The 21,726-nt window shown below is 48.0% G+C and carries 21 protein-coding genes; 7 read left to right on the top strand and 14 right to left on the bottom strand.

The window, feature by feature from the left end:
* Positions 1 to 156 precede the first annotated feature (156 nt).
* The 3 genes from AXX12_RS01175 to AXX12_RS01165 all read left to right on the top strand — a co-directional run bounded on the left by AXX12_RS01175 (position 157) and on the right by AXX12_RS01165 (position 3,481).
* Positions 157 to 1,338: a glycosyltransferase gene (locus AXX12_RS01175; protein WP_066236948.1), complete on the top strand. Its 1,182-nt coding sequence runs from the start codon at positions 157 to 159 to the stop codon at positions 1,336 to 1,338.
* Positions 1,339 to 1,530: 192 nt separating this feature from the next.
* A complete protein-coding gene (gene gmd / locus AXX12_RS01170; protein WP_066236943.1) occupies positions 1,531 to 2,592 on the top strand; it encodes a GDP-mannose 4,6-dehydratase in 1,062 nt (353 codons plus the stop codon).
* 58 nt (positions 2,593 to 2,650) lie between these two features.
* Entirely contained in the window at positions 2,651 to 3,481 is an 831-nt protein-coding gene (locus AXX12_RS01165) for a serine hydrolase (protein WP_066236940.1), read from the top strand.
* 41 nt (positions 3,482 to 3,522) lie between these two features.
* Here AXX12_RS01165 and AXX12_RS01160 read toward each other — a convergent pair whose 3' ends face one another.
* From AXX12_RS01160 to thiE, 6 genes are all read right to left on the bottom strand, one after another.
* Positions 3,523 to 4,278, bottom strand: a complete 756-nt coding sequence (locus AXX12_RS01160; protein WP_066236938.1) for an NRDE family protein — start codon at positions 4,276 to 4,278, stop codon at positions 3,523 to 3,525.
* A gap of 229 nt (positions 4,279 to 4,507) precedes the next feature.
* Positions 4,508 to 5,908, bottom strand: coding sequence for a sensor histidine kinase (locus AXX12_RS01155; RefSeq protein WP_066236935.1), 1,401 nt, complete (start codon positions 5,906 to 5,908; stop codon positions 4,508 to 4,510).
* Positions 5,905 to 6,576, bottom strand: a complete 672-nt coding sequence (locus AXX12_RS01150) for a response regulator transcription factor (protein WP_066236933.1) — start codon at positions 6,574 to 6,576, stop codon at positions 5,905 to 5,907. The genes AXX12_RS01155 and AXX12_RS01150 overlap by 4 nt, the downstream gene beginning before the upstream one ends.
* Positions 6,577 to 6,598: 22 nt before the next feature.
* Positions 6,599 to 7,105 (bottom strand): GerMN domain-containing protein, encoded by a 507-nt coding sequence (locus AXX12_RS01145; protein ID WP_066236930.1) that lies wholly within the window; start codon positions 7,103 to 7,105, stop codon positions 6,599 to 6,601.
* 242 nt (positions 7,106 to 7,347) lie between these two features.
* On the bottom strand, positions 7,348 to 7,710 hold the full coding sequence (locus tag AXX12_RS01140) for a hypothetical protein (protein ID WP_066236927.1): 363 nt from the start codon (positions 7,708 to 7,710) through the stop codon (positions 7,348 to 7,350).
* Positions 7,711 to 7,755: 45 nt separating this feature from the next.
* The gene (gene thiE, locus AXX12_RS01135; protein ID WP_066237281.1) at positions 7,756 to 8,427 is read right to left on the bottom strand and encodes a thiamine phosphate synthase; all 672 of its coding nucleotides are present in this window, start codon (positions 8,425 to 8,427) and stop codon (positions 7,756 to 7,758) included.
* Positions 8,428 to 8,650: 223 nt separating this feature from the next.
* On the opposite strand from thiE, the gene AXX12_RS01130 reads away from it, so the two are divergent.
* The 3 genes from AXX12_RS01130 to AXX12_RS01120 all read left to right on the top strand — a co-directional run bounded on the left by AXX12_RS01130 (position 8,651) and on the right by AXX12_RS01120 (position 10,979).
* Positions 8,651 to 9,307 carry a C40 family peptidase gene (locus tag AXX12_RS01130; protein ID WP_066237278.1) on the top strand — a complete coding sequence of 219 codons (657 nt, stop codon included), beginning with the start codon at positions 8,651 to 8,653 and terminating at the stop codon, positions 9,305 to 9,307.
* A gap of 136 nt (positions 9,308 to 9,443) precedes the next feature.
* The gene (locus tag AXX12_RS01125) at positions 9,444 to 10,304 is read left to right on the top strand and encodes a YitT family protein (RefSeq protein WP_066236924.1); all 861 of its coding nucleotides are present in this window, start codon (positions 9,444 to 9,446) and stop codon (positions 10,302 to 10,304) included.
* A 330-nt stretch (positions 10,305 to 10,634) separates the two neighbouring features.
* Entirely contained in the window at positions 10,635 to 10,979 is a 345-nt protein-coding gene (locus AXX12_RS01120; RefSeq protein ID WP_066236921.1) for a DUF4870 domain-containing protein, read from the top strand.
* Here AXX12_RS01120 and AXX12_RS01115 read toward each other — a convergent pair.
* The 6 genes from AXX12_RS01115 to pepT form a co-directional block, all read right to left on the bottom strand.
* The gene (locus AXX12_RS01115; RefSeq protein ID WP_066236918.1) at positions 10,937 to 12,163 is read right to left on the bottom strand and encodes an MFS transporter; all 1,227 of its coding nucleotides are present in this window, start codon (positions 12,161 to 12,163) and stop codon (positions 10,937 to 10,939) included. The genes AXX12_RS01120 and AXX12_RS01115 overlap by 43 nt on opposite strands.
* A gap of 4 nt (positions 12,164 to 12,167) precedes the next feature.
* Positions 12,168 to 13,349, bottom strand: coding sequence for an MFS transporter (locus AXX12_RS01110; protein ID WP_066236916.1), 1,182 nt, complete (start codon positions 13,347 to 13,349; stop codon positions 12,168 to 12,170).
* A 209-nt stretch (positions 13,350 to 13,558) separates the two neighbouring features.
* On the bottom strand, positions 13,559 to 15,274 hold the full coding sequence (locus AXX12_RS01105; protein ID WP_066236914.1) for an ABC transporter ATP-binding protein/permease: 1,716 nt from the start codon (positions 15,272 to 15,274) through the stop codon (positions 13,559 to 13,561).
* 146 nt (positions 15,275 to 15,420) lie between these two features.
* Entirely contained in the window at positions 15,421 to 16,134 is a 714-nt protein-coding gene (locus tag AXX12_RS01100; protein ID WP_066236911.1) for an FHA domain-containing protein, read from the bottom strand.
* A 56-nt stretch (positions 16,135 to 16,190) separates the two neighbouring features.
* Positions 16,191 to 17,528 (bottom strand): MATE family efflux transporter, encoded by a 1,338-nt coding sequence (locus AXX12_RS01095; protein ID WP_066236907.1) that lies wholly within the window; start codon positions 17,526 to 17,528, stop codon positions 16,191 to 16,193.
* A gap of 76 nt (positions 17,529 to 17,604) precedes the next feature.
* Positions 17,605 to 18,840, bottom strand: coding sequence for a peptidase T (gene pepT, locus AXX12_RS01090; protein WP_066236905.1), 1,236 nt, complete (start codon positions 18,838 to 18,840; stop codon positions 17,605 to 17,607).
* Positions 18,841 to 19,127: 287 nt separating this feature from the next.
* Between pepT and AXX12_RS19130 the strand changes: the two genes are divergently transcribed.
* A complete protein-coding gene (locus tag AXX12_RS19130) occupies positions 19,128 to 19,283 on the top strand; it encodes a hypothetical protein (protein ID WP_156478561.1) in 156 nt (51 codons plus the stop codon).
* Positions 19,284 to 19,515: 232 nt separating this feature from the next.
* Here AXX12_RS19130 and AXX12_RS01085 read toward each other — a convergent pair whose 3' ends face one another.
* Both AXX12_RS01085 and AXX12_RS01080 read right to left on the bottom strand, forming a co-directional pair.
* On the bottom strand, positions 19,516 to 20,097 hold the full coding sequence (locus AXX12_RS01085) for a phosphatase PAP2 family protein (RefSeq protein WP_066236901.1): 582 nt from the start codon (positions 20,095 to 20,097) through the stop codon (positions 19,516 to 19,518).
* Between the two features lie 31 nt (positions 20,098 to 20,128).
* Positions 20,129 to 21,700: an ArnT family glycosyltransferase gene (locus AXX12_RS01080; RefSeq protein WP_066236899.1), complete on the bottom strand. Its 1,572-nt coding sequence runs from the start codon at positions 21,698 to 21,700 to the stop codon at positions 20,129 to 20,131.
* Between the last annotated feature and the right edge of the window lie 26 nt (positions 21,701 to 21,726).

Raw genomic sequence — 21,726 nt, 5'->3', positions numbered from 1 at the left:
CAAGAACTGAGACTAGTTGAAAAAGCTCCAGCTGCTAGGCATACCCCTCGCGGGTGCAACGGCACGAACGCCATGCCATCCTTGGCGCGTTCGGCACTAGCGCATCCATGCGCGTCGCAGATGGAGGTTTTGCAACGGTCTCATAGGAGGACTAGGATGATTACCTCACTACGAGTCGGCATCGCGGCAGTCGGCGGTTCCGGCTGGACCGGTGGTCTTACCACAGTTGAACTGCTGGTTAGAGCCGTTCGCTCCCTGCCGGTCATTGAACAGCCAAAATTACTGCTGGTCGCCACTGACCGGACCCTTCCCGATTGGCCTCTTTATATACCCTTCGCCGATTTATTTGATAACCTTTTATTCTGTGGGCAAAACATCGCCGCTGCGCAGCAGATAATTCCCAGCGCCATTTTAGTACCCACAGATGACCTCTTCACACACATCGACTTTTATTTTCCGGTCAATTCAGATGTTTGGCCAGGCCTCTGCGCTGCATCCTGGATTCCGGATTTTCAGCATCGTTTTTTGCCTGACCTGTTCTCAGCCAGCGAACTCGCCTGGCGGGATGCTGCCTTTGCGCGCATTGCCGCCGAAGCGCGTCTGATTGTCCTGAAGAGTCTGACGGTCGAAGACGACTTTCGTCGCTTTTATCCAGACTCAACGGCAAAAACCCGAGTATTACGTTACAGCGTCGATCCTCCGGCAGATTGGCTCTCGTCTGATCCGGCCGCAATACAGGCCAAGTATAACCTGCCGGATAAATTTGTTCTCTGTTCGAATCAATTCTGGCAACACAAAAATCACATTGTTTTGTTCCAGGCGATTGCCTTATTGAAGCAGGCCGGCTTATCCATCCCTGTCGTGTGCACCGGTCCAACGCACGATTATCGGCGTCCTGATTATTTTCGCCTGTTGCAGCACTGTATCGGCGAACTTGGTATTTCTGATCAAATCCATATACTGGGTATAATTCCGCGTGTCGACCAAATTCAGTTGCTGCGCCGCTGTCTTTTAGCCGTCCAGCCGTCTCTGTTTGAGGGTCTAAGCCTGATAGTCTGCGAGACCCGTGCACTCGGCAAACCGATTATATTATCAGATTTGGCAGTTCACGCAGAGCATGAATATGGTGTCTTATTTGATAAAGATAGCCCACGTGACCTCGCTGTCAAAATGGCGAGCATGCTGGCAAATGCGAATCCTGGTCCCGACTCAGCCAAGGAATCAGCCGCCAAAGCAGAAGCAGCATCACGGGTTCGCCGTTTCGGCCGCTGTTTTTGTGAGCTGGCGCTTGAAGCCAGATCTCTATTTAATTTAGACCGCTTTTTGCAGCGAAAATGATGGAGAACGGGGGAGATAGCGCAAAGCGCGCAAAGAACGCAAGCGACGCAAAGAAATAATATTGTTGTCTCGCTTTGTGATCACTTTAACCGTTCTTTGTGCTAACGCATCTCCAAAACTCTAAACATTTTAAGAAAAGCCGCTGGTGCGGTCTTTTTGTTCACCACTGTATAATGAAAGGAGTCTCTAATTGTGAAGAGAGCCTTAATTACCGGAATAACCGGGCAGGATGGAGCGTACCTAGCTAAGTTCCTGCTCGAAAAAGGATACGAAGTACATGGAATTAAACGTCGTTCCTCATTGTTTAATACCCAGAGAATTGATTCACTGTACCTTGACCCTCACGCTACGGGGGCAAGACTTTTCCTCCATTATGGAGACCTGACCGATACCGCCAATCTGATCAATATTTTGGCACAAACGCGCCCGGATGAAGTGTATAATTTAGGGGCGCAAAGTCATGTCAAAGTCTCCTTCGAATCTGCGGAGTATACGTCAAATACCAATGCATTGGGTGCGCTACGTTTGCTGGAAGCTATTCGCATACTTGACCTAACCAAAGTGACTCGCTATTACCAAGCCTCAACCAGCGAAATGTTTGGCTTGGTCCAAGAAATCCCGCAAAAGGAATCTACCCCTTTTTACCCCCGCAGCCCTTATGCGGTGGCAAAACTGTTCGCCCACTGGATTACGATCAATTATCGCGAATCCTATAATATGTTTGCCTGCAATGGCATTCTCTTTAATCACGAGTCACCGCTAAGAGGAGAAACCTTTGTCACGCGCAAGATCACGCAGGGAGTCGCCCGAATCAAGCTTGGGCTTCAAGAATGCCTGTATCTTGGTAATCTAAACGCAGAACGCGACTGGGGCTTTGCCGGCGACTATGTCCAGGCAATGTGGCTGATGCTGCAGCAGGAAAAACCAGATGATTTTGTTATTGGTACAGGCGAAACACATTCAGTCCGAGAATTCGTTGAAATGGCTTTTGCCGGTGTGGGTTGCCACATTGTTTGGCAGGGAAATGGGCTTGCTGAGCAAGGTATTGACGCCAAAACCGACAAAGTCGTTGTCCGAGTTGACCCAGTCTATTTTCGTCCTTCAGAAGTCGACTATCTATTAGCTAAGCCATTGAAAGCGATGGAAACGCTTGGATGGAGACCGACAGTGAGCTTCAGTGAATTAGTCGCAATGATGGTATCTGAAGACCTTCACAACGCAGAGAAGGAACAGCTACTGAAATTCAATGGATAAGCGGCTGTTCTCAGGCTAAAACTAGGATGTGCTACATTCACACTGACAGGTGGTAATAATGAAACCAAAGCTGATTCTACTCCTAGTTGTAGTCATTCTGATAAGCGCTTGCACGTTGCAGAACGCTCCACAAAAGAAACCAACGGAAAACTCCGTCCCTCATACCCAGGCATCAGACGAAACAGATAGGCAAGTTAGTAGAATAAGCCGCGACACTGAAGCCTTTAACGGCAAAGCCGGATTATTTGCAAAAAATTTAAATACTGGTAAAAGCATTGGCATCCATGAACATCAGATTTTTCCTACCGCCTCGACCCACAAACTTATGGTCGCACTGGCAACTTATAAATATCTATATTCAGAAGTCTCCCCTGACAAAAAGAAGCAATATGACCTTTACATCAAGAATATGATGCAAGTTAGCTACAACCCGGCTTTCTACCGAATGGTAAGGGAACTAGATTCCCGCAGGCCTGAGGCACTAAGTCAGGTGCTCAAAGATTTACAGTTAAAGAATACCTGGATTTACAGCGAAGAAGCATTCCGCAAATACGGCTATCACAGTGTTACTACTCCTGCTGAAATGGCAATTGTATTTGAAACCATTTATCAAGAACAATACCTTGGCAAGGAAATGTCGGTGATTTTGAAAGAAGCTTTGGCCAAAACTATATATCAAGAAGAGTTTCCCCTTTTTATGCAAAAAGGTAAGGTCATACACAAGGTGGGCTCACTGCCTGGTATGCTGTGTGATGTAGGGATCATTGACGACGGCAAAGATCAGATTCTTATCAGTTTCTTTACCACATCAAAACAGGCAGAAAAGCAGTCAAGTTTGTATATTGCAGAAGCGTCCGCGGATTTATACAACGCATTAAGGAGTCGTTAATACAGGAAGTCCCAGTCGACCGAACGTCACTGGGACTTCTTTCACAGCCTAAACTGATACGAATTGTATTTCCATTCCCCGGATTCGTTACGGCTGTGTTCGCTAAACTGAACCAAGCCGTCGTGGCGGAATGTCAGAACAGACATCGCCCGAGTTCCATAGCCGTCTGTGGCAATAAACATTGGCGATAGTACTCTTTCCATCTCTAGGCCAACACCTGTATTTGGCAGTTGACTGTCATCAGGGCGCTTATCGTCACCCAAAAGCTCAAGCAGCCCCATTGTGTCCACCGAGTCGATCAATGCCTGCTGCAGCAACTGCTTGCCGCGCTTAACCTTCGGCCAAGGAGTGTCAAGCAGGTGATTACTTAAGCCGTGAATCCCTGGGCTAACGGCAACAAGCTCATTTGTTTGGTTTGAGTAATAGCATAAACTGGACGAATCACCAACCAACAAATTAAACCCATTATAGCTTCCGGCCTCAGGGCGGATCATCTTAATATACTCAGTTGGTGTGAGATTGCTGTTCAGATACTTAGCTGTTAAATGACCGCGTGACAGCGCATCTGACCGCTGGCGAGCAGGATCGCGATAGTTGGTCAAAGCGGCGATACGCCCTGTCCTAGTCACACCAAGCCAAGCACCGCCATGCTCAAGATCGCGCCCAGCCAAAATATTCGGAGTGTCAGACCAATAATCAGCACTGAGTGTAGGCCGGGCATAAAACTCGTCCCGGTTGGCGGCAATAATCAATGGATATTCAGGATGATATTGATAGGCAAAGAGTATGAGGCACACGTGCTTTGCTCCTTTCATTATTATTTAATAGTTTCTTTCGACAATACTATTTTACCCACCTCTAAAACAAAGTCCGCCGGAATTCCGGCGGACTTTGTTTATTAAGATATCAACGATTCACGTTAGTTCTTTATATGACCACGATGATGACGATGAGGCAGTAGCGATTTAGCTTGTTTATCGCTTTGCGGGCTTTGCGCTAACATACCTCTACTGCTATATCTTGGGATCAGCTGTTAGCCAGCGGCAGAGTGAACGAAAACGTCGCACCTTCACCGACAGTGCTTTCAACCCTGATGTCGCCGCCCATGGATATCACCAACTGCCGGGTGACCGCGAGCCCTATACCTGAGCCGCCGCCGATACGGGAGCGGGATTTTTCCGCCCGATAAAACCGTTCCCAAATATGCGGCAAGTCCTCCGATGTGATCCCTTCGCCATGATCAACAACAGACACTGTGGCAAATGTCGTTCCTTTGTCTGCCTTAATACTGATGACAGAGTCGGGCGGCGAATGGCGCACAGCGTTTGCAACCAAATTGTTTAGCACTTGTTCCAATCGCATCGGGTCGGCAGCAACGAGCAATTCGCCCTTTGATTCGACCACTTCAAGCCGGATATTCTTTTCCGTCAACATCGGCGAAAAGCGTTCGCAAACGTGGGAAAGTTGTTCAAATAGCTCGAATTTCACTTTGACTATCTTTAATTCACCTGCTTCGAGTTGTGCGAGGTCAAGCAGTTCCTGTACAAGCTTGTCCATATGGCGAGTCTGACCAACGATGGTCTCCAAATAGCGGTTCTGAAGTTCTGGACCCGCGACTCCATCATGCAGCGCTTCGGCCATCGCCTGAATTGCCGCAATCGGGGTTCTGATCTCATGGGTAATATTGGCCAGAAAATCTCGTCGATTCTGCTCAATACGCGCCAGAGAATCGGCCATGCTGTTAAAAACCTCGCCTAGCCTGCCAATTTCGTGGTCGCCGGTTACTGTCGTCCGACTGGCAAAGTCCCCTTTAGCAAAGCTCCCGGCCGCTCGACTAATATCTTCAATTGGTCGTGTCAAGCTGCGAGACATGAAATAGCCAAGCACAATTGACGCCGCCATTCCGCTTAAAAGTGCATAGATCAGGAGTGTCTCTACAGCTTGGGCAGCTCGATTAATACCGAATATCGGAGCAAAGAGAAACATGGCTGTCGGTGCTTTGGCTTCTCGGATAGGCAGCGCGACCACCACAGCCCGCTCAGGATTACGTTGGTCAGTTCGCACCCAAGATTGCACCTTGCCTTCAAACATCGCATCAAGCTCTGCGTCATCTTCATCAAAATCGCGACTCCAACGCCGCGGTGGTTGACCGGCCAAAATATTTCCCTCTTGGTCTGCCAGCCAGACGGTCGCTGTTGTTAATTCATTTAACCTGGCGATGGTATCACTTGACGGCACACGCCCGTCCGCAATATCTGGCGCGATCAGCGCTACAGTCGAACCGCCTTTAGTAATTAGATCAACCTTTTTTGTAGTAATTGCATGATCGCGAATTAGGTAAGACAGTGATCCTCCCAGAATTAGCGTACTGACGATAATAACCGTTAAATGGGACCAAAATAATCGACCAAATAAGGACCGAATCATTTTTCAAGCACCTCAAATTTATAACCAGTTCCCCAGACCGTATGGATGTATGATTTCGTCCCCACGGCGATTTTCTGCCGTAAGCGTTTAATTGTAGCATCCACCGTGCGGTCATCACCAGCAAAGTCATAACCCCAAACATTTGTTAATAGCTTTTCCCGTGAAAATACCGTTTTCGGGTGTCTAGCCATAAACAGAAGTAATTCGTATTCCTTAGGCGAAAGAGAAATAACCAAGCCTTCGCAAATCACAGTTTGAACTGCCGGGTCAATCATAAGGCCAGGAAAATTCATCTTGCCCCCGTTGTCAAGACCACTGCGACGCAAGACTGCCTTAACGCGGGCAACCAGCTCTTTAGGACTGAACGGCTTGGTGACATAATCATCAGCGCCCAATGAAAAGCCGGTTATCTTGTCGTATTCCGTACTTTTAGCAGTTAAAAAAATAACTGGGACCTGGCGTCCGAGTGAACGGCAGACATCCCAGCCAGATTGACCAGGTAACATGATATCCAAGATCAGCAAGTCTGGTTGAAGCTCAGCTTCAATCGCTAAGGCCTGTTCACCATCACTCGCGACATATACCGTAAAACCTTCTTTTTCGAGATACAATTTGACGACTTCGAGAATAGACGGTTCATCATCAGCTACCAGAATCCTGATGCTCATTACAATCGCCTCCTTCTCCTATTTAGAAACGCCTAAAGGGCTCAGACAGATCCATATGGCCATATAGTGTTTCGACTTCTTTACCTTCGATTAATATCTGAACCTGATCAATGCCGGCAAATTCAGTCACGGTATTGACAATGGAGGCCACGATCAAACTTTCACTTGCTGATCCGCGATTTGGCGTATTAAGAATATCCTCACTGAGGTCAACATAAGCCACACCTTGTCGCACAGCAAATCCTTTCAGTTTGGTCCCAGCCGGAATAATGGTAACAGCGCCCTCGGTTTTCGCGCCTGCAAGCAATTCTTCAACAGCAACGCGTGCTGGTTCGTTCGTTTGCAGCACTTGCCGCTTCTCTTGGCGGAGAGCCGAAGCGTCAGGGGTAGAAAAATACAAAGTGAGATTGATAACCGGATCCTGTTGCGGGACTGCCGGCTGAGGTGAAGACGCTTTGGGAACGAAAACAAGCAAACCGAGTGCCGCAACAATGAGAACTGCTATCGCCTTTACAATTCCTCGCATCATTCATCATCTCCTCCTTGAAGGACAGTTACACACAAAAAAACCTTTCTATTGCATTATACGTCCCTCACAATAATTCGTAACGGTATGCATTACATTCAGGTGTTATTTCACTTGGTTCGCTTAAGCGAGGCCTCCTGCTACAACGTACTGAGTCTGTCTTGCAGCCAGTCGGCGTATTGGTCCTCAAAATCTTCCAAAGTCATGCCAAATGCTATTGAAAATGCTTTTTCCGTTGATTCGCCTCAGCTAAGCGAAATACAGCCAAAGCAGCCGTTCGATAGGGTAGTGAAGGCAGCCTGCGCCAGAGCAGCTTCATGTTTCAACCCTTCCTCGTCTCGAAGAATCTGTGCATAAGTCTTAGCATCCGGGGTTAGCAAAACGGTAACCGGATGTGTCACCGTAAGTCCCAGCGTTTTTTCAATCCCTGCAATAGAGAAAGCAACAGCCCGCTGTGCAATCTGCGCATCAAAAGCGGTTACCCCTTTTTGGGTCTCGATAGAAATATGACTTGGCACAGGTGGAACATCAGCCACCACCCATAGAAGTGGCTGAATCATCAAATATAAAGCCACACAAGCGATAACTACAAGGATAATTCTGAGCACCAGACCACCTCCTTTGAGTGGTATTGTACCCCGAACTACACCGTGTTAGCCGCGCAAACGCCTTGCCTGCTTGATAAGTGTCTGTACAAGTTGAATTTGCTGGCTGATGTCTGCTGCCGAAACAATGTCTGAAATCATAGCTGCACAGTCGGCGCCATGCCTGATGACTTCTGCAACATTAGCTGCGTTGATGCCGCCGATTGCGACAGAAGCCAACGCTATGTTCTTGGCAACATAATCAACATATGACAGTCCGACCGGATTGCCAACATCCTTTTTCGTCAAGGTCGAATAAACCGGCCCAACCCCGATATAATCAGCTCCAAGACGAACTGCCGCCTGCGCCTGTTCAGGTGTATGAGTGGAAAGCCCGATCAGCATGGATTCCCCGACAAGCAAGCGAACTGCCGGTACAGGCAAATCATCTTGCCCAACGTGTACTCCGTCGGCGCAAACCGCCATCGCTAACGCAATATCGTCATTAACAATAAAGGTTGCACCAAAGCTGCGAGTCAGGTCACGGATGGCTAGACATTCTTTGTACATTGTTAGTTGGCTCTGGTTCTTTTCGCGATACTGCACAATACGAAGTCCCGCGCTGAGCATCTGCTCGACTATCGTCAAATTATTGCGTCCGCACGAGAGTTTTGAATCTGTTAAACAGTACAGCCCAGCTGACTGAAAAACGTCTCTCGCTCTAATGCGGCGAGCATTCATTGCGGCATCGTTCTCGCCATTCATTGCTGATTCACTTCCCCTAATAGTTTTGCTGTGTTTCTCTATGTATTATAAGGTCGAAATACAGTTCTGTAAATTCGTTAGTGGTATATGCGTACCATTCCTTCCAGTGTTTTTATATTTACATAATTAGTTCAATATGTTATTATGCTCATAGTGCTCTTCACTTTCAACACAACTTTCAGGAGGTGCGTAAATGACCATAAAGAAATATAAAGCTAGTATTGTCGCCGTATTATTGCTTACACTGTTTAGCACCACCTTACTTCCGGCGACCCCGGCCTATGCAGCGTCATTGTCTGATTTACTTGCTCCGACTACGAGCAAAGAGGACTCAGGCGGCAGCGGGATAATCGATATTTTAATTGGTCTCCTGCTTGGTACATTTGTTGGCAATGTTGCTAATGATAAAAGTACAAATTCGACTACTGATACGTTAGGTAAAGTTCTTGGCTGGAGTAACAAAACTGATCAAACATCCGCATCCAGCACTGCGACATCAGTACTTAACACGGCCAAACAATACATGGGGGTTCCGTATGTTTGGGGCGGAGAAACACCAACCGGTTTTGACTGCTCTGGCTTTACGCAGTATGTACTAAAGCAAAATGGAATTACCATCCCCCGGACCGCAGCAGAACAATATCAATCCGGAGTTTCGATCATGAAGTCAAATCTAAAACCCGGCGATTTGGTGTTCTTCACCACCTATAAACCTGGCGCTTCTCATGTCGGTTTCTACATGGGTGACAGTAAGTTTATTCATGCCAGCTCTGGAGCTAAACAAGTTACCATTTCCTCCCTTGACGAACCGTATTATACTGAAAAGTATATAGGCGCACGCCGCTACATTCAGTAGACGTGAGTTAATAGTATCGCTCTGAGGCGCTCTCACATCGGTGAGAGCGCCTCAGTTTTTTAGTCTGCGAATTTGCTCGTCGCCCCCGTTATGCGGTATAATAGAATAACTATACATCTTAATTGGGGGATTGTTAATGAATAGCAAACAAAAAACAAAAATGCGTATCATCCAAAAATATCTTCTCCTATTTATCGGCTCTATCATTGCCGCCGTTGGCTTAGAGATCTTCTTAGTCCCTAATAACATCATCGATGGCGGAATTGTCGGCATTTCCATTATGGCAAGTCATTTGACCAAATTGCCGTTAAGCTTATTTCTGGTCCTTCTCAATTTGCCTTTTCTCTATTTAGGCTACAAGCAAATTGGCAAGACGTTTGCGATATCGACTCTATTCTCTATTCTCTCTTTGTCTTATTGGGTAAGCGTTTTCCACCCCATACCAGGACTGACACAGGATCTGTTTCTAGCGGCTATATTCGGCGGAGTTCTGGTTGGTCTGGGCGTTGGTCTTATTATCCGTTATGGAGGATCACTGGATGGGACGGAAATTGTCGCCATACTGCTAGATAAGCGCAGCAGCTTCTCAGTCGGCGAGATTGTCATGTTCTTCAATCTTTTCATTCTGAGCAGCGCAGGGCTGGTATTCACATGGGATAAAGCCATGTATTCTCTTGTGGCATATTATGTCGCTTATAAAGTTATCGACATTACGATCGTTGGTTTGGATGAATCGAAAGCGGCGATGATCATCTCTGAAAAGCCTGACGAAATCGCCGACGCCTTAATGGCTCGATTAGGCCGCGGCGTAACCTATCTTAATGGCACTGGCGGTTATAAAAAAGAAAACAAGCAAATATTATATGCGGTCATTACACGCTTGGAGATGGCTAAGCTCAAAGCAATTGTTGATGAACATGACAGTGGCGCCTTTGTGACGTTTAATGACGTGCATGAGGTTATGGGCGGACGCTTCAAGAAACGTAACATCCATTAGAGGGCGTTGATAAAGGCCCATCTGCGTTGTTGGCCCCGGCAACCCATTGCTAGCGTACTTCCAGTACGCGTCGCCGCTGGGTTGCCGGGGCCGCCTAGCATCTGAACCTTTCTGAACGCCCTCAGGCCTAATCCTGAGGAATGATGAGGCGCTAGCATCTAGGGGTATCTGAACGTTCCTCGGAGACTATTTTCTATTTTGTAACTAGGACTGGCCACGCTATCGCAAATAAGCGAAATATGCTACTATGTAATTAGATTCACAAGGTGTTAGTCAACATAACACCTTAAATTACACTTTGCCATATACTATATCAGGAGGTGTATTTGCATGGTTACAGGGGAGCAAAAGCTGTTGGCAATTGCGGCGCATTTGACGTATTTTCTGGGAGGCTTAGGGTTTGTGCTTGCCCCGCTGGTCATTTTTCTCGTGAAGCGGGATGATCCGTTTGTAGCCGATCACGCAAAGCAAGCGCTAGTTGCCCATCTGTCCATGCTAGTTGTTGGCATGGTCACAGGTATCCTCTCCATGTTGTTGGTTGGACTGCTGTTAATCCCGGTGGTAGTATTGCTCGGCCTCGCGCTCCTCGTCACTTCCATTCTAGGCTCGCTGAAAGCGCTAAACGGAGAATATTATCGGTATCCATTGATCCAGGGCATAGTTGAAAAGATATGAAAGAAGCAGACCGCGCGGTCTGCTTCTTTCATATCTAGATGAAGTTCCGGTATGCCAAGTAGCAAGACCGTCCCAGCCGCCATTACAATGCTGCCTACTACGATCGCAGGAACCAGTGAACCACTCAAGTCTCGTAAGTAGCCTGAGACCAGCGGCGCTGCGATGGCGGAGATCATGATCACGCAATTAAATATGCCTACCGCCGCTCCGGTAAAGCCAGGATAGCGTTTACTGGCAATATCACCGGTCCACGCCACCATAATCGGAGTAAACGCAGAGTTGCTGAACAAGCCAAAGATCAGCAGCACGCCCATGATCGCTATCTTTCCCTGGGCGAAGGAAAGTAAATAAAGACTCAACGCACCCAACGGCAGCACCGTGCTTGCAATCTTTTTCCTGCCAGCACGATCTGAAAACTTGCCCCAAGCGAGAGCCGCCGGTAGAGCCGTTATCGCCATCATACCGGTAAATAACCCAGCCTGATCCAGTGAAAAACCTCGCTCTGCCTTGAGAAATGTCGGCCCCCATGAAACCGCCACCCAAAAGCCGTACAGGGCGCAGAATGTAGCGATATTGATTCGCCACAGTGCGCTATCAGATAAGATGGCGCGATAAATCGGCCAGGAAACAGCGGCGGCGCCTCGGCATTCGGGCAAATTACGCCAGAAAACAGGTAAAATAGCAAATGTTGGTATACTCATTAGAATAAATGGCCATTGGTAACTCTCTGACCATTCATACACAGAACCGCTCATTGCTAATCCGACAATTAAGCCTAGTGCCATTCCCGTGCCGATAACAGCTGAACTAAAGCCCCGTCTTGATTGTTCAACCTGGCTAAGCACTGTTCCGTAAGCTGCCGGATAATACGCTCCCGCCCCTAAGCCGTGTAGGGCGGCGAATAGTAATAGCAGATAATAGTTATCGCCAAAGTATCCTAAACCTAAGATCCCTAATCCAGCTAGTCCATAGTTAGCAATCAGCACCGGCTTTAAGCCAAGCCGATCGCCCAAAATACCGGCTGGAATTTGCATGGCTACATAGAAAAGGAAATAAGCGCTTGTCAGCGCCCCGGCTTGAGCCGAAGAAATCCCCAAGCTATCGGCAATAACTGCCAGCAAGGGATATAAGCAGGTCCGATCCGCATAAATAACAGCCCAGCCTAAAGCCAGCGTCCAAAGCATAGTGTCACTCCTGTTGCGTTGCTGCTGTTGCTTCTACATCCTGAGCAGCAAGTGAAGCATAAAAGTGCCAGGTACACACGAGAACCACTCCTGTTGCAACGGCAAATAAGGCCCGGTAGCCGAAAATATCAGCAACAATACCTAACACAGATGCTCCCAACGCGTTACCGACATCGCCGGCACCTGACAGAATACTGAGAGCAGCGCCTTTATTCACAGGATTATTGTGTTGAATAACATACACTGCCAAAATAGGAAAAATCAGACCAAAGCCAATGCCAATGCAACTTCCGGCAGCTACCAATGTAACCGGAGAGGTATAAACCGCAACAATAATTACGCCTAGAGCGTTAATTATGCTGGCGAGTGTCGCCAAGACCACGGTTCGGGCACGGGAAGCAAGTTGGTTGACAGACAGACGGGCAACCACTACCGCTATCATGAACGAGACGAAGAAGCCAGAGAAAGGCATTGATTTAGATAACGCAAGCAGTGGAACATAGGTAAACGCCGTCATGCAGGCAAAATTCGATGCAAATAGGCAAACTGTCGGGGCCAGAACTTCCTTTGTCCGCAATACAGTTAAAAATGGCGCCCTCTGTTTTCCGGCAACAGGCGGTATCGCCTTGCTCCGGAAAATCATGATTGCTGCAGCGAATAGAATGGTAGCCAGTCCAAATCCGGCCAAATTCTTGAAACCAATAATGCCAAAAACCAGCGGGCCGCCGCTGGTTGCGATACCCAATCCGACCATCGTAAATACGGTATACAAGGCAATAGCACCGGCGATTCTGTCAGAAGTCTCCACACTGCTGGCGAAGGTCATTGACGCGGTGCCGTAAAAAGCCATGGCCACGCCCTGAAAAAAACGCAGCAATATCAGCGGCAGAAAGGCTGAAGTCCAAAAATACGCAGCTACACCAAATGCAGTAAGAGCTTGTCCAAACAGCAAAACCGGACGGCTGCCCCGAATATCTACCAGCTTGCCGCACCATGGTCTGACAACTAACGCGCCTAATGCGGCAACCCCCATCAGTATCCCAATCTTTGTATCAGAAAAACCCTGCAGTTTTAAATATATCGGCAGAACTGGAATGATTAGATTCGAGCCGAATACAGTTAGCATTTGACTGAGCGCTATGCTCTGGAATTGTTGGTTTGAACGAAAGAGAGACAATTGAGACATAATGCACCTCTCAGCTATATTCGCTACCGCAGTCCATGACTCCTTTCAAAAATATATTGCATCACCTGAACTGAACAATCTGTCGTTGAATATACTATTACTGGATAGATAAGTTTTGCCGACGCGCGTTCACTAGCGCATCCCTCCCTATATAGAAAAGGAGCGATACCTCTCTTTAATGGAGATGCATCACTCCTTTTCCTTTTTCATTAATGCAAAAGCGACCAGGCACCGCCTGTGGTAAGATTCAGTTTCTTAGTGTGGAAGCTGTGCAGTGTATTACGGTGACCAATACTGATAATTGCTGTATTAGGAAGTTTCTCGCGTAATAAGCGATATAGTTGCCGTTCTGTCGGTTCATCTAACGCTGAAGTCGCCTCGTCTAGGAATAACCAATCCGGTTGAGTTAACAGCATTCTGGCGAAAGCAATGCGTTGTTGCTCGCCCAATGATAGGATGTGCGACCAATTGTCAACATGGTCTAGCTTGTCAATAAACTCTTCCAGCCTACATTGAACCATCACTGATCGAATCGCCGCATCGGTAACAATGCCGTTACTATTAGGGTAGAGAAGAGTATCCCGCAGTGTGCCTAGCGGCATATAGGGGCGTTGCGGCACGAACATGATTTTCTTACCTGCAGGGATATCAATGCAGCCTGCGCCAAATGGCCAAAGTCCGGCAAAGCTTCGCATCAGGGTACTCTTGCCGCAGCCCGATGCTCCGGTTATCAGTAGTGAGTCACCTGGCTCGATGCTGAGGTTTATTGATCGTAATAGAGCAGAGCCGTTAGGCAAATCGACATCCAGCTCCTGAACAAGCAAAGCTGGGCCATCAACGCGCTTTACCTTAATCCCATTAGCAGGTAGGGTATGAACTTCCTGCATGTGATTGACGAAACCCAGCAGCCGGTTAACGACTGCCCGCCATTCCGCCAGTTCAGGATAGGTTTCAACGATAAAAGACAAGGCGTCCTGCACTCGGCCAAAAGCAGAAGCAATCTGCATCAAGCCGCCCAGTTGAATTTGCCCAGCGAAATAACGCGGCCCGGCCACGATATAGGGAAAGATAATAGCAATCTGAAAATAGCCAGAAGTAAACCAAGTCAATTTTTTCTGTTGGGTCATTAACTGACGAAAATTCGAAAAGACTAAGCGGAAGCGATCCAGGAAATGTAGGCGTTCCTGTCTCTCGCCGCCATAGAAAGCCACACTCTCGCTATTTTCCCGCAAACGGACGAGACTAAAACGGAAGTCTGCTTCATAACGCTGCTGATTAAAATTCAGCCCAACCAACGGCCGCCCAATCTTCACTGTCAGCCAAGTGCCAACAATCGCGTAACCAACTGCAGCCCAAACGAGATAACCGGGGATGACGACTTGCCAGGAGCCGACCGGCACAACCAGCTCGCCTGATAGTCGCCAGAGGATGGCAATAAAAGAGACCAGAGTAACCACTGACCGCAGCAGGCCTAGCGATAGCCTGAGAGTATAGGCGGCAAACATGCGCAAATCTTCGCTGATCCGTTGGTCGGGGTTGTCTGTCCCTGTATCGAGAACTTGCAGCCGATAGTACGCTCTGTCTTTGAGCCATGCTTCCAGATAATGCTCTGTCATCCAGCGCCGCCACTTGATTTCAAGCATCTGACGCAGATAGATTTGATAGACCGCAACAAGGATATAGGCGGCGGCCAGCAGGCCGAATTCGCCTAGAGCGTCAAAAAAGGAATCCCTATTCATATTCTGTAAAGCATTATAAAAACGGTTATTCCACTCATTCAAAAGAACGAGGATGTATACATGACCGAGATTAAGACCAATGATAACTGATAATAGCCCTCTGGCTTGCCACTTTTCAGTAGAATACCAATAGGCCCGGGTTAGCTCCCAGGCGGCTTTTAAAAACCTGCGATCAAGCGATTTCATTGCAGATCGTTCCTTTCTCTTAGCTTCAAGTGTGAAGATGCGCTATCTATAGTTCTTGGTAGGGAATGCTTTTTCCTGCAGATAGAAGAAACTGGAAATTTAAATGCGACAGCGAGCTAAGCCCCTGCCGCATTTAACAATGCTGTTTACTTATCGATTGGTGTTTTTGGTAACTCAACCTGCTCCTCCAGCATGCACCCCTGGCCGCGCACCGTCCGAATCAGGTCAGCATGGTTTCCCAGCTTACGCCGTAACCGATAAATCAGAGTATTGATTTCATCCATACTCACATCTGGCGCAAAATCGCCTGGATTGAGCGGGCGTTCATTCCAGACTGTTCTCTTTATGGCATCATAACTAACTAAGCGGCCAGCGTGTTGACGCAGCAACCAAAGGAAGTCCCACTCCTTAACAGAAACAGGAATATTCTCTTTATCAACACGGCACTCACGCCGAGCCTCATCAAGTGTTAACGGTGAAACAACAGCTTGCGTTTGCAGCAAGCGTCCCAGTTCCATTGTTTCGTCCCAGGCTGTTGAGGCCGCAAACCGGAAATTCACCGCCCCCTTTGCCAGAGTAACCATATCGCCATCAGCCAAAACGCGCTGAGCGTGTGGTGAAAGCTGTTCGCCATTAACTGCTGTGCCATGCTTACTGCCAAGATCAACAATCGTTATGTTATCTGTTTCTCGTTGCAGCATACAATGCCGCCGGGAAACAAGAAAGTTGTCAAAAGCTATATCCGGTTCAAAGGTTTCACTTCTGCGCCCCAGTATCAGTTCACCCACTCTCAGGTCGATCCGGCTGCCACGCAGATATGGCTCTCCCTCGCCAATAACAAGCCAAGCCAAATTTCGCATAGCAACATTCCTCCTCATCCAGCTAGCGCTCTAACGCATACATACATTTTGACACCTTACATTACTTTAAGTGTCCGCAATTCGCGATATAGATAAATCCCCGTCAAGACAGCTGCCGCCACGTCGGCAGTAGGGCCGGCCAACCAAATTCCCGTCAGGCCAAAGAATTTCGGCAACAGCAAAATCATCGGAATCAGTATTAACACTTGCCGGGACATGGTGAACAGCAAGGCATACCTAGCTTTACCTACCGCCTGAAAGTACTGGGCGGCAATCGCTTGGAAGCCAATAATCGGCAGCATGCTGAGCATAATGCTAAGCCCACGACCGCCAAGCGCTATAAGTTGTGAATTATTATTGAACAAGCCAACAATCTGATAATTAAATATCTGTACAATCAGGAAGCCGATGAATGAAAGGCCGCTGGCAGCATAAATCGCCTTCTTCACAGTTTCAAACACGCGATCATACTGCCGCGCGCCGTAATTGTAGCCAATGATCGGCTGTGCACCTTGACTAATACCGAATATGGGCATCAGCATCAGCATGGTAATCCTATTAACGATACCCATAGCGGCAACCGCAAGATCGCCGCCATAACGAATGAGTCCAAAGTTATAGAGGACTGTGACGACACTTGCCGCTAGCTGCATGAAGAACGGCGACATGCCAATCGCGATGATATCTTTAACAATTCGCCAATTCGGACGCAAGTTGCGAAGCCTAAACTTCAGCAGACTACCTTTGTTAAGAAAGTGGCTAAGTACCCATACAGCGGAAACAAACTGGGAGATCACCGTCGCTAGAGCAGATCCGCCAATACCCAGATTCATCACAAATAAGAATAGCGGATTTAGCACTACATTCAGCATAGCGGAAATCAGCATCGTGGCCATCGCTAAACGAGGATTGCCTTCAGCCCGGATAATATTGTTTAACCCGAAGCCAACATGCATAAACACATTGCCAATTAATATAATCCGCGTAAAGGTCCGCGCATACGGCAAAACCTCTGGTTCAGCCCCTAGCGCGACTAGCAAGGGATCAAGCCAGACCAAGCCGATTACTGATAGAAGAAGTGAGAGAACAGCAATCATCGTTAGCGCGTTGCCTAAGATATATTCTGCTTCGGCCTTATTATGTTCGCCTAAGCGAATCGATACCAGAGTGGAGGCTCCCACACCGATCAACATGCCGAACGCCATCATTACCAGCATGATAGGAAATGCAATGGTCACAGCCGTGAGACCGATTTCACCCACTCCATTACCGACAAAGATACTATCGACAACATTATATAAGGCATTGACCAGCATGCCTACAATCGCAGGCAAAGAAAACTGCCAAAGGAGTTTTCCTACTGGTTCTTGGCCTAAAGCTTGCGTTGCATTCATTGCTTACCTCCGTTACTGCATATGGACTCATTATCCCCATACGGCGGAGGCTGCATGCAACACAAATGGAAGCAATTCAACGGCCGGCCTTGGTATGCAGGGCTATTATTCTCACAATCATCTCAACAGCCTTTTCCATCGACTGTACCGAGATATATTCATACTTACCGTGGAAATTATGTCCGCCGCTAAATAAGTTAGGACAAGGCAGACCCATATAGGACAATTTGGCGCCATCAGTGCCGCCGCGGACAGGTTTGATGTTCGCGGTTATTCCGATTGCTTCGATTGCCGTTTTAGCCAGTTCGACAATATGATACACCGGTTCGATTTTTTCCCGCATGTTATAGTACTGGTCACGCAGTGAAATAGCGACCGTGCCTTCACCGTATTTATCATTGAGATAGACCGTAATCTTTTCAAGCCGTTCTTTGCGGGCAGCAAATTTAGCTTTATCATGATCGCGGACAATATAGGTCATCGCCGTCTCTTCAACCGAGCCCCGCAGAGAGTTAAGGTGGTAGAAGCCTTCGTAACCTTCTGTATGACCAGGAACCTCCGCCGCTGGCAGCATGGCATTGAGTTCCATGGCAATATGAAGGGAGTGAATCATCGCATTCTTGGCTGTTCCGGGATGGACATTGCGCCCTTTAATGTTGATTTTAGCCTCCGCAGCGTTGAAAGTCTCATATTCCAATTCACCCAGTGGTCCGCCGTCGACGGTATAAGCAAAAGCGGCGCCAAAACTAGTGGTATCAAACCGATCAGCGCCTCTGCCGATTTCCTCGTCAGGTGTGAAGCCTACTTTGACAGTCCCATGCTTAATCTCGGAATGAGTGACAAGGTACTCTATTGCTGTAATAATCTCAGCGATCCCCGCCTTATTGTCTGCGCCGAGCAGTGTCGTTCCATCGGTTACAATGATATCTTGTTCTATGTAATTGTTAAGCTCCGGGAAATCCTCGGGAGAGAGAACCACGTCGAGTGACTGATTAAGAACAATGTCGCCGCCAGAATAGTTTTCGATCAGTCTCGGCTTTACACCCGCGCCGCTAATCTCTGGACTGGTATCCAGATGGGCCAGAAAGCCGATGACTGGAATATCCTGTTCTACGTTTGACAAAAGAGTTGCCGTTACATAGCCATTTTCATCAAGGGCCGCGTCTGTCAATCCAATTGCTTTAAGTTCTTCAACCAAGTACTTAGCCAACACGAGTTGTCCAGGCGTACTTGGGCAAGCGGTTGACCCGCTATCAGAGCGGGTGTCGAAACGAACATAATCCATCAGCCGTTGCGCAACAGCTTTTTGCAAAACCGATCACTCCTGCTCACATTTTTGTCATGCTTCCATAATACCACTCTTACCGACAACTAAGCAAATGGCTTACATCAGTTCAATGCTCAAAAGCAATACTATCTTGTAAAGCGTGTTTCAAAAAACACGCAACCATAGAAAAGGGAGGCTGTTAGAAAATGTCCAGATGCTAGGAACAGCGAGGCTTGCGCCGCGCCGCGTACAAAGGGGTACGCCAGCAAGCAAACGTAGTCGTGACAACGCAGATGGGCGTTTTCTAACAGCCTCCGATAGAGGTGATGCTAATGCATGAGCAAGATTCAGGAGCGCAAACCAAAGGATTCGCCGAAAACGAAAGTCAAACAGCACCATTGAATTACGAAAATCCTGTGTCTAGCGGCCAGCAGCAGGACAGACTGCGCCAGGCCAGAGAAAACGGGCGTATGCACCAGCCGAATTAAAAGCAAACAACCGCAGTCTTGAGCAGAATTACGGGGTACCATTCCACAGAGGACACAGAGGACTAATTTTGAGGGCCAACATAGCTGGCAAAGATACTAATCCTCTGTGACCTCTGTGTGCCCTCCGTTCCTCTGTGGAAACGTATCCTCGCCAGCTTCGCAAACTTATAATTTCTATGGTTTTAAGAAAATCCCCATCGCATTTTTAACATGCAATGGGGATTTTGTTGCTTTACGCCTGTTCTGTTGTATGCGGTGGTCCGGCATATTTCTTCAACAAATACTTGACGAACGTCACACCGACTGCGATGCCAAAGAAAACACCAGCGGTTACCTGGAACGGAGTATGCCAAGCTGACTCGACTCGCGACCAGCCAATAATCCCTGCGCCCAAATACCATACCCAGCCAAAGCGGGGAAAAATAGTTGTCAGCGCAAACGCCATTGCAAACGCATGGGTAGTATGTCCGCTGGGGAAGCCTCCGATATCCCCGTTAGGACGAAGTGCCCATGCACCAAACGGAATAAGCTTGATAGATTGCACAAGCGCCCAGACTGCCGCATCCATCGCCAGCGTCAAGCCAATGACACCTCGCATATTATTACGCCATGCCCAAGCAAAGATGATCCCATTCGTAACCAGTAGAAAGATATCGTTACCCATTCCGCCAAGCTGGGTGGCGAAAGTAAACAGCTGAGGATTTCCAGTCTGACCGAGCATATATACTAATGCAATGGTAATGGCGCCAGTGATGATAGACAGTTCGAGCGCTAAACGAAAGCCATTCGACTGCTTCAAATCCATTTGATTCATGCTAATAGCACCTCCATTGCTGCGAATGACTCTACCTTATGCCAAATGGCAGAGGGTAGTCGCCGTGAAAGTTTTTTGCTTGATAAATACTAAGTGGTATCTCTGAGCGCTGTTGACGATGGATATTGATGTTATCCATCTGAACCATTGAGTCAAAATAGGGACGTAAAACAGTCTCTGTGTCTGTCATGCCGCTCGCACGGCCAATAATTAATGCGGTTTTTCCCTTCATGTCTGACAAAGAGTGGATAAACGGATAGTGATGCGGCTCATCACTAAAAATGACAACTGGCAGGGTACCGCCTAGCGCATAGTCGATCTTGCCGGCTTCGATCCAGTTTCTGGCGACTATAAAAAGCGAGTCTTTGACAGCAGGCGATAAATAGCCCCGCTCCTGTAAAGCAGGTGCTAGATCGCGCCAATCAAGCGACTCAAGAGTTGGATCACCTTGGATGAAAGCCTCTGGCATAACATCAACTAACCAACCGGTTGCCGTATGACTGGCTAAAATGGTGATCAGCAGCAGGAAAATGATAGCAGAGCCTTTGAGCCAGCCACTGATCAACCGGTGAGAAGCAACCGCCTTCTCGGCAACGGCTCGCCCAAGTAGCGGGAAGACCAGAAGGTATCCTGGCGCTTGCCAATGAAATAAACCCTGCGCCCCCCAAAGGGTGGCGGCAGTGAATAAAACGATCGGACCGCTCGCCAGGCAGCAAAGCAGCCACGACTTATCACGCAGTGTCTTTGGCTTATAGCTTTCCGGTCCGGAGAAAATGTTTCCTACCAGCGTCCATACTATCGGCAGCCAAATCCAAGGCATCAGCCAAAGTGCCTGACCAGCAATATTAGCTAAAGTGGCGCCAGGTGAAAAGGATTTAGCTACCGCACGGCCGCCGTGGAAGAGAAACGATACCCATTCATGTTGGGCATTCCAGATGAAAACCGGTGAAAACACGAGAAAGGCCGCAATGACAGCAATATACGGTCCGGGAGTAACCAAGAGATGCCGAACTCTCGGACTTGTTATGAGATACAGGCACAACCCCGCTAACAAGAATACAGCATGGTACTTGCTGAGCATTCCTAACCCGGTCAACACGCCAAAAGCCAGCCAAAGCGGCAACGACGTACTTCCGGAATTTGAAAAAAGAATACGTTCAAGTACGGAAACGGCGGCAAGCATGAAAAACATCAGCGGCCCATCAGGCAGAACCCAGCCTCCTGTACTTAGGCTAAACACAGCTGACAGATTCAGCGTTAGTGCGGCATAGAAACCGGCCCGCTCGCTAAACAGTCGACTAGTCAACGAGTACATCAACCAGGTAGTGCCTGCGAACAGAAGAATAAACGGCAATCGCAAGACAACCGGATGTTCGCTGCCTGTCAATAGCGCTGCGACTCTGACCAACCAGAAGTGGATTGGCGGATGATCAAAGTAGCTGAGGGAAAACGCGCGAGACACTGAAACCACATATGATTCATCAACGCCCAGTCCTAGCGTCCAAGCTAGAATCAACCGTAATAGTGAACTGACAACAATGAGTGTCAGTACGCCGAGTAAAGGATCAAAGCTAAAACCATGCGAAGTTGTTCTTTTTACCACAGAAGGCCGCCTTTCCAGGATGTTCG

Origin of the sequence: Anaerosporomusa subterranea (assembly GCF_001611555.1) — a bacterium.
In the GTDB taxonomy this organism is placed as follows: domain Bacteria; phylum Bacillota; class Negativicutes; order Sporomusales; family Acetonemataceae; genus Anaerosporomusa; species Anaerosporomusa subterranea.
This window is presented reverse-complemented; position numbering and strand designations above follow the sequence as displayed.